This window comes from Streptococcus mitis (assembly GCF_001579035.1).
In the GTDB taxonomy this organism is placed as follows: Bacteria; Bacillota; Bacilli; order Lactobacillales; family Streptococcaceae; genus Streptococcus; species Streptococcus mitis_J.
The window spans coordinates 41,982-48,453 of the sequence record NZ_KQ970289.1; the positions used below are offsets into that span (position 1 = coordinate 41,982).

Consider the following 6,472-nt stretch of genomic DNA (forward strand, 5'->3'; position numbering starts at 1 on the left):
TATCTTGAAGCAATCTCAAGCGCCCAAATTTTCTCACACTAATCAAGTCTCCAACTTGAACAATATAATCTGATTTGTCTACCACATGATAATTTACTTGGACAAGTTTCTTTTCAATCAACTGGTTTGCTTGATTCCTAGATAGTTTCAAAACATTTGATAAAAGAACATCTAATCTAAAACTAGACACACATAAATCCAGCTCTCGATACTGTTCTAGCTTATCTATTTTCTCGGTGAAAGGACGTTCCTCCAGCGAAACGGGTATACGGCCAATTTTCTTTAATCCATCTTGAAAGAGAAGAAGAAATTGCTGATTGACCATAATCTGCGCCCGTTCTTCATCTACTAGGATATCTCCAAAAAGTTTCCGTTCAATCCCTAATTGATTGAGGACTGTCCCTAAAATCTTAGCATGCGTTAAATGTTCAAATTTATTGGAATACACAATTTCCTGGAGAGATATTTCAAAATCTGAAAACTCTGGTTGGAAATAATCTGGGTATAATAAAATTCGAACATACTCACTCGAGACGAATTCCCCACTACTGCTACAAGCAAGACCATAGGTTTTGGCCAAAATCTTTAATAGTTTCTCCTGATGAGGATTGATAAAAGGAGTTAAAAAAGGAGCATAGCTATCTTCTACCTTCTTTATCCATTCCATTCCCTTGTCAAGAAATGGACGATCTTCTATGGAGAAATGCTGATAAATCCCTTTATTCATCCTATCATCGCCAGAAAACGGACTAGGTTTTCTCCTAAAAATCGAACCAAAACAATCGCAACCCAAACAGATAAATCAAGACCCGCTATCTGTAAAGGCAGGCGTTGCAAGGGAGCAAGCACTGGTTTTACCAATGCTACAATCCAACGACCCAAACTTGATTCGTAGGCGCCTGGAAACCAAGACATGACAGCAAAGGCCACCAAAATCAGGGAGTAAATATCCACTGCATTATAAATCATACGAATTAAAAAAATCATTATCGTACTCTATTTCGCTTCATATCAAAGCCAAACTCACCATTTTGTTCTTCATCTGGTAAACGAATATCTTCTACATTCACAATAACATTCACTGGTGTTAACAGATACATAGTAGATGCTACCTTTTTCAAATTTCCAGCTAAAACATGACAAGCTCCATCCAAATAGTCCAAACAACGACGAGCCTGCACTTCAGTCATATATTGAAAATCAATCAAGATACTTTCGTTTCCTGCCAATAAATCAACAATTTCTGTTGCGTCTTCATATTTTCTAGGATAACGAACATCTATAATGACCTTATCCGTTGCACGCTGGCTCTGATTTGCCAATTCCTGTTGTCTTGCATGAAGTCTGGTGATATTGCTATCTTTTGCACCAGCAGACTGTGAAGGTTGATTCACTGGGAGAGCCGGTTCCTGTGAAGAATTTACTGGAGTTAACACAGGCTCATCTCTTTTTTCATAAGGGAGACTTGAATCCTCATCCTCCGTAAAATAATCTATAAATCTATCGAATCTATCTTTTAAAGACATGGTTCTCTCCTACTTAAAAAATGATGTACCTATACGAACAAAAGTGGAACCGAATTGAATCGCTTCTTTATAATCACGACTCATTCCCATACTTAACTCGGTCATAGGCATATTTGGAATTTGTTTCTCTTGAATTTCTCTTTGTAAATCTTGGGTTGCCTTGAAAATCTCTTTCAACTGCTCACTGCTAGCTTCAAAGGGTGCCATCGTCATTAAACCAACATATTCAATCTTATCTAGTCTGGCTAACTCTGGCAAGATTTCCAGCAGTTCCTCTCTCGAAAAACCGTGTTTGCTTTCTTCTTTAGAAATATTTACTTGAAGGAAACACTTGATAACTCGGTCACTTCTTTTTTGAATTTCCTCTGCTAGCTTGACTGAATCCAAGGCATGGAAATAATCAACGTATTGAATGACATCTTTCACCTTACGTCTTTGTAAGGTACCAATCAAATGCCAAGTCACATCTCGATCTTTTAAAGCTTCATATTTTTCCAGAAACTTATCGACACGATTTTCACCGATATGATGAACACCTAGCGGAAGCAAGGCTTCCGCTATCGGTACATCTACATACTTGGTAACTGCAATGACAGAGACTGAACCACTCTCTCGATGAGCACTCAGACTAGCCTCTGCAACTTCTCGAAAAACAAGTTCTGTATTTTCTTTTACATTCATTTACTTAACGATTTTTGAAAAATGGAGGTGTATCCAATTCATCTTCATCTTGTGATGTTGGGGCTTCAAAGCGTTCAACTGGAGAAACGACTGAATCTGTTGTACGAACAATCGATTCACGGCGAAGATCCCAATCACCAAAAGCAGATGCCTGAGTTGGTTCCAAACGACGTGGATTTTGTTTTGGCAATTCAGCTGTTTCTGCCATATCAAAATGACGATCAAACCCATGTGAATGGGCTGGTTTCACTGTCTCACGGTAGTTAGTAGTCGGTCTAGCTTGTGGAGCCACAACCTTTTCTACGCGGTCTTGACGAACACCCGTTGCGACAACTGTTACACGAATTTCATCACGCATACTTTCATCAATTGAAGTACCGAGCCAGATGTTCACTCCTTGACCTGCTGCTTGGTTCACAATTTGTGAAGCCTCTTCTGCTTCAATCAAGGTTAAGTCAAGACCACCAGTTACGTTGACAATCACATCTTCTGCTCCATCAATTGTTGTTTCAAGAAGTGGAGAGTAAATTGCCTTACGTGCCGCTTCAACCACACGTTCTTCTCCACTACCGATACCAATACCCATGAGAGCATTTCCTTTGTTTGCCATTACCGTTTTCACATCGGCAAAGTCAAGGTTAATCAATCCTGGATTGGTAATCAAATCGGTAATTCCTTGAACACCTTGACGAAGAACGTTATCTGCTTCGCTAAGAGCCTCCAAGAGCGGTGTTTTCTTATCAACAATTTCAAGCAAGTTGTTGTTTGAAATAATCAATAGAGTATCTACATGCTCACGAAGTTGGTTGATTCCTTCAACAGCAAATTGTCCACGCTTGCTTCCTTCAAAACCGAAAGGACGTGTCACAACACCAACTGTAAGAGCACCTAAATCTTTGGCGATACGAGCAATAACAGGAGCAGCTCCAGTTCCAGAGCCTCCTCCCATACCAGCAGTGATGAAAACCATATCTGCGCCACTGATAGCTTCCGTCAGTGTTTCTTCGCTTTCTTCAGCAGCTTTACGACCAACCTCAGGTTGACCTCCTGCACCCAAACCACGAGTCAATTTAGGTCCCAACTGAATAACAGTCTCAGCTTTTGTACTACTCAATGCTTGTACATCTGTGTTTGCTGCGATAAATTCTACGCCTGTAACACCTTCGTCGACCATACGGTTGATGGCATTGCCACCACCTCCACCGACACCAATTACTTTAATCACTGCACCTTGAGCAGCAGCTGTATCAAATGAAAATGTCATAATTTATTTTTCCTCTTTATTCGTCAAACATGCTTCCGATCAAGCCACGGAAACGATCTGCTAATTTCGGTTTATTTTGTGAAGCTTGTTGGAAATCCGCCATTGGTTCTGTAGGCGCCACCGGCTCTACTTCTGGAGCAGGAGCTGGTTGAACAGGCGTTGATTGTACAAACTGAGCTGTTTTCTGAATCATTCCCCCAAAACTAATTGGTTGATGAGTCAGAGCAACTTCACCCTTGACTGCTCTTTGAGCCAAAAGATTGACTTCTGTCAATTGTCCAGCAAATTCTGATAAACTAATCACATGCGCAAAGGCTGGATTACGGATACCAACTTGATTTGGGACATAAAGCTTGACACGGACGCCAAAGACTTCTTGAGCAAGCTCAACCATACCTGGTAAAATGGCATTCCCACCGATTAAGACAATACCACCAGGGAGCTCCAATAGACGTCTTCTATCTAATTCTTGCTTGATTTGTTCAAGGATGTGCTTGATTCGTGCAAAAATAATTTCTGACAAGTAGGCTTCCGTCACTTCGACTGCTTCTACTTCTCCAATAACTTCTACTTGGAAGGTTTCTTTGCTTGCAAGAGGAGGGTAGGCTTCCCCGTAGTTCAGTTTCAAGCCTTCCGCTAATTTGCGAGAAGTTTTCAAGACTTTAGAGATATCCTTAGTTACATAATCTCCGCCTTCTTGGAGAATATTGGTAAACTGGAGTTCTTGGTTACGGATTGTAGCGACAGTCGTTTGACCTGCCCCCATATCAATCACTGTAGCACCAAATTCACGTTCACCTTCGTTCAAAACTGATTGAACCATTGCTAGTGGTGAAATGATAATATTTTCAACCTGAACACCTGCACGCTCAACCGTCTTACGTAAATTGTGCAAGATAGTACGAGGACCTGTATAAAGCAAGCCACGCATTTCAAGGCGAACCCCCATCATGCCACGTGGGTCACGAATCCCTTGGAAACCATCCACAATAAATTCTTCAGGAATAAAGGTAATGACTTCACGGTCAGGTGTCATACTCTTTGTCAAAGCTGATTTGACAACATTTTCAACATCTTGATCCGTAATTTCCTTGGTATCAGATGTTACTGGAATCATCCCTTGAGTTGGTTCTACCTGCAAAAGATTACCAGGCAAGCCGACATTCACTGATTTAATCGAAATGCCTGCCTTTTCTTCTGCTTGGGAAATAGCTGATTTGATAGCAGTTGCTGCTGCATCAATATCAACAATAATTCCATCCTTTACACCTTTACTTTTGGCATTACTCACGCCAATTACATTTAATTCACCATTTCTCTGCTCGGCTACAAGCACCTTGACAGAGCTTGTTCCAATATCTAGACCTGTAAAAAAGCCTTCTCTAGCCATTACATCGCATCCTCTCTATCTTCCAAGTTTCGCACTTCGTATTATTCCATAGCTAAACATAGGCATAGCTATTCACAGAATATTATAACACAAAAAATCTAATTGTGCTTAGTTTTTTCCTAAATTTACTTGCTATTTTTTCACTTTTGCTCATCAACTTTTTTTATTTTCCAAACAAATTATAAAAAATCAGATTTATGAAAAAAGAAAGCTCATTTCTAAGCTTTCTTTGCAATCATTTTTTCTGCTTCTTGTTCTAAAAATAGTTCCAAGATTTTCTTTGTTAACGTAATCGCTGCCGACAGGGCCAGAGAAACGATTAAATAATTAGCTACTAAGCCGTAATCTCCAACCAATGGCGGCTTTGTCAAAAATCCGTAATCCCCACCTGTTACCAAATTGACTACAAAAATCAAGGCATTTAGGGCAAAGGTCATGAGAAAAATTCCCTTCACATCCAGTAATTGCGCATTATACTGTCTCAATAGATAAACTAGAGAGTTCCCCAAGAGTGCTAAATGCCCAAAGATAAAGGACAAAATCGCAATATGGGGGAAAGGATAGGCATCTGGCACTGGATAAACAAAGGCTGCTAATGTCCCAAATGTTCCTAGCAATGCAAAATACTGCCTATATTTGGACTGACCAGGAAGCAAAAGTACCACAAACATGGCCATACGACAATGGTAAAAGGGTAAGCTTTCTGACAGTGGCATATGATTGGCCCAGTACCAACCATAAAGAAGGATTAACTGAACTGCCTGCAAGATTTGGAAAAATCGTTGGTAAAGCTTCTTCTCACGATAACGATAGGCTGTATAAAAGGTCAAGGCCAAGAGTGTAAATATACTGACATACCAAAAAAGATCAAACTTAGGTGGTTCTGTTGCTTGGGTCGTAAAGAAAATATCCCATAAATTCATCTAGTCTTCCTCATGATTCAAAATTTTCCTGCATTTTATTATACCATGCTATTTGTCAAAAATGGATTTAGAAATACGATAATCATCTTCTTAGTCAAGATATTGTTCCCTCTGACCTTGATAAACCTGCCAAAGAATCTCTATTTGCTCCTTGGTAATGCGTTTTTCAGATAAGGCTGGCAGTTGGTCAATGGCAAAAAATTGAAGGTCTGCAATTTCTTGATTTTCTTGGAATTGTCCATCGAGAAGCTTACATTCAAAAACAAACTTTGCATATTGCTTGCTCTGTAGTTGGAAACGATTTGTATCAAAAACTGCAAGTAACCTTTCAGCTTTTGCTGTAAAACCTGTTTCTTCTTCAATCTCCTTGAGAATATTTTCAGTTGGTGAATAACCGACCTCGCCAAAGCCACCTGGCAAAGCCCAATCATTCTCTCCTTGTCCCCTAACCAGACAAATTTTTTCATCCTCAACTATCCAAGCACGGACGTCCATTAACGGAGTCGCATAAGCAGAAGTTGGCTTCAAGACTTCTGCCACTTCTTCGGCATCAAGGTCTGATGCTTGATTCAACATTTCTCCTAACAGACTTCGCAAGTCTTCGTAGCGCTCACGGTCAAAAGGATCTTTTGTAAAGGTTAATCCAGTATCTGTAATGGCAATCATTCTTTGCAAATACTTGACAAAA

Annotated in this window: 8 protein-coding genes; all 8 read right to left on the bottom strand. The window is 40.0% G+C overall.

The annotated features are described in order from the left end of the window. On the bottom strand, positions 1-727 hold a 727-nt coding region (locus SMIDD26_RS07400; RefSeq protein WP_246746982.1), incomplete at its 3' end, for a YlmH family RNA-binding protein. Continuing rightward, complete coding sequence (locus tag SMIDD26_RS07405) at positions 724-987, bottom strand: YggT family protein (RefSeq protein WP_000576513.1); 264 nt, start codon at positions 985-987, stop codon at positions 724-726. The genes SMIDD26_RS07405 and SMIDD26_RS07400, both read right to left, overlap by 4 nt. Next, entirely contained in the window at positions 987-1,526 is a 540-nt protein-coding gene (locus SMIDD26_RS07410) for a cell division protein SepF (protein ID WP_061439710.1), read from the bottom strand. The genes SMIDD26_RS07405 and SMIDD26_RS07410 overlap by 1 nt, the downstream gene beginning before the upstream one ends. Positions 1,527-1,535: 9 nt before the next feature. Continuing rightward, positions 1,536-2,207, bottom strand: a complete 672-nt coding sequence (locus tag SMIDD26_RS07415) for a YggS family pyridoxal phosphate-dependent enzyme (RefSeq protein ID WP_061439711.1) — start codon at positions 2,205-2,207, stop codon at positions 1,536-1,538. A 4-nt stretch (positions 2,208-2,211) separates the two neighbouring features. After that, complete coding sequence (ftsZ, locus tag SMIDD26_RS07420) at positions 2,212-3,471, bottom strand: cell division protein FtsZ (RefSeq protein ID WP_000144272.1); 1,260 nt, start codon at positions 3,469-3,471, stop codon at positions 2,212-2,214. Positions 3,472-3,487: 16 nt separating this feature from the next. Further along, positions 3,488-4,861 (bottom strand): cell division protein FtsA, encoded by a 1,374-nt coding sequence (gene ftsA, locus SMIDD26_RS07425; RefSeq protein WP_061439712.1) that lies wholly within the window; start codon positions 4,859-4,861, stop codon positions 3,488-3,490. Positions 4,862-5,079: 218 nt separating this feature from the next. Then, the gene (locus tag SMIDD26_RS07430; protein WP_061439713.1) at positions 5,080-5,784 is read right to left on the bottom strand and encodes a YwaF family protein; all 705 of its coding nucleotides are present in this window, start codon (positions 5,782-5,784) and stop codon (positions 5,080-5,082) included. A gap of 90 nt (positions 5,785-5,874) precedes the next feature. Further along, positions 5,875-6,472, bottom strand: a 598-nt coding sequence (locus SMIDD26_RS07435) for an NUDIX hydrolase N-terminal domain-containing protein (RefSeq protein ID WP_061439792.1), incomplete at its 5' end; no start/stop codon positions are given.

Bases quoted from the DNA above. Each gene is read 5' to 3' on its own strand.
- ftsZ (WP_000144272.1), bottom strand. From the start codon at position 3,471: ATGACATTTTCATTTGATACAGCTGCTGCTCAAGGTGCAGTGATTAAA.
- SMIDD26_RS07405 (WP_000576513.1), bottom strand. From the start codon at position 987: ATGATTTTTTTAATTCGTATGATTTATAATGCAGTGGATATTTACTCC.
- SMIDD26_RS07430 (WP_061439713.1), bottom strand. From the start codon at position 5,784: ATGAATTTATGGGATATTTTCTTTACGACCCAAGCAACAGAACCACCT.
- SMIDD26_RS07415 (WP_061439711.1), bottom strand. From the start codon at position 2,207: ATGAATGTAAAAGAAAATACAGAACTTGTTTTTCGAGAAGTTGCAGAG.
- ftsA (WP_061439712.1), bottom strand. From the start codon at position 4,861: ATGGCTAGAGAAGGCTTTTTTACAGGTCTAGATATTGGAACAAGCTCT.
- SMIDD26_RS07410 (WP_061439710.1), bottom strand. From the start codon at position 1,526: ATGTCTTTAAAAGATAGATTCGATAGATTTATAGATTATTTTACGGAG.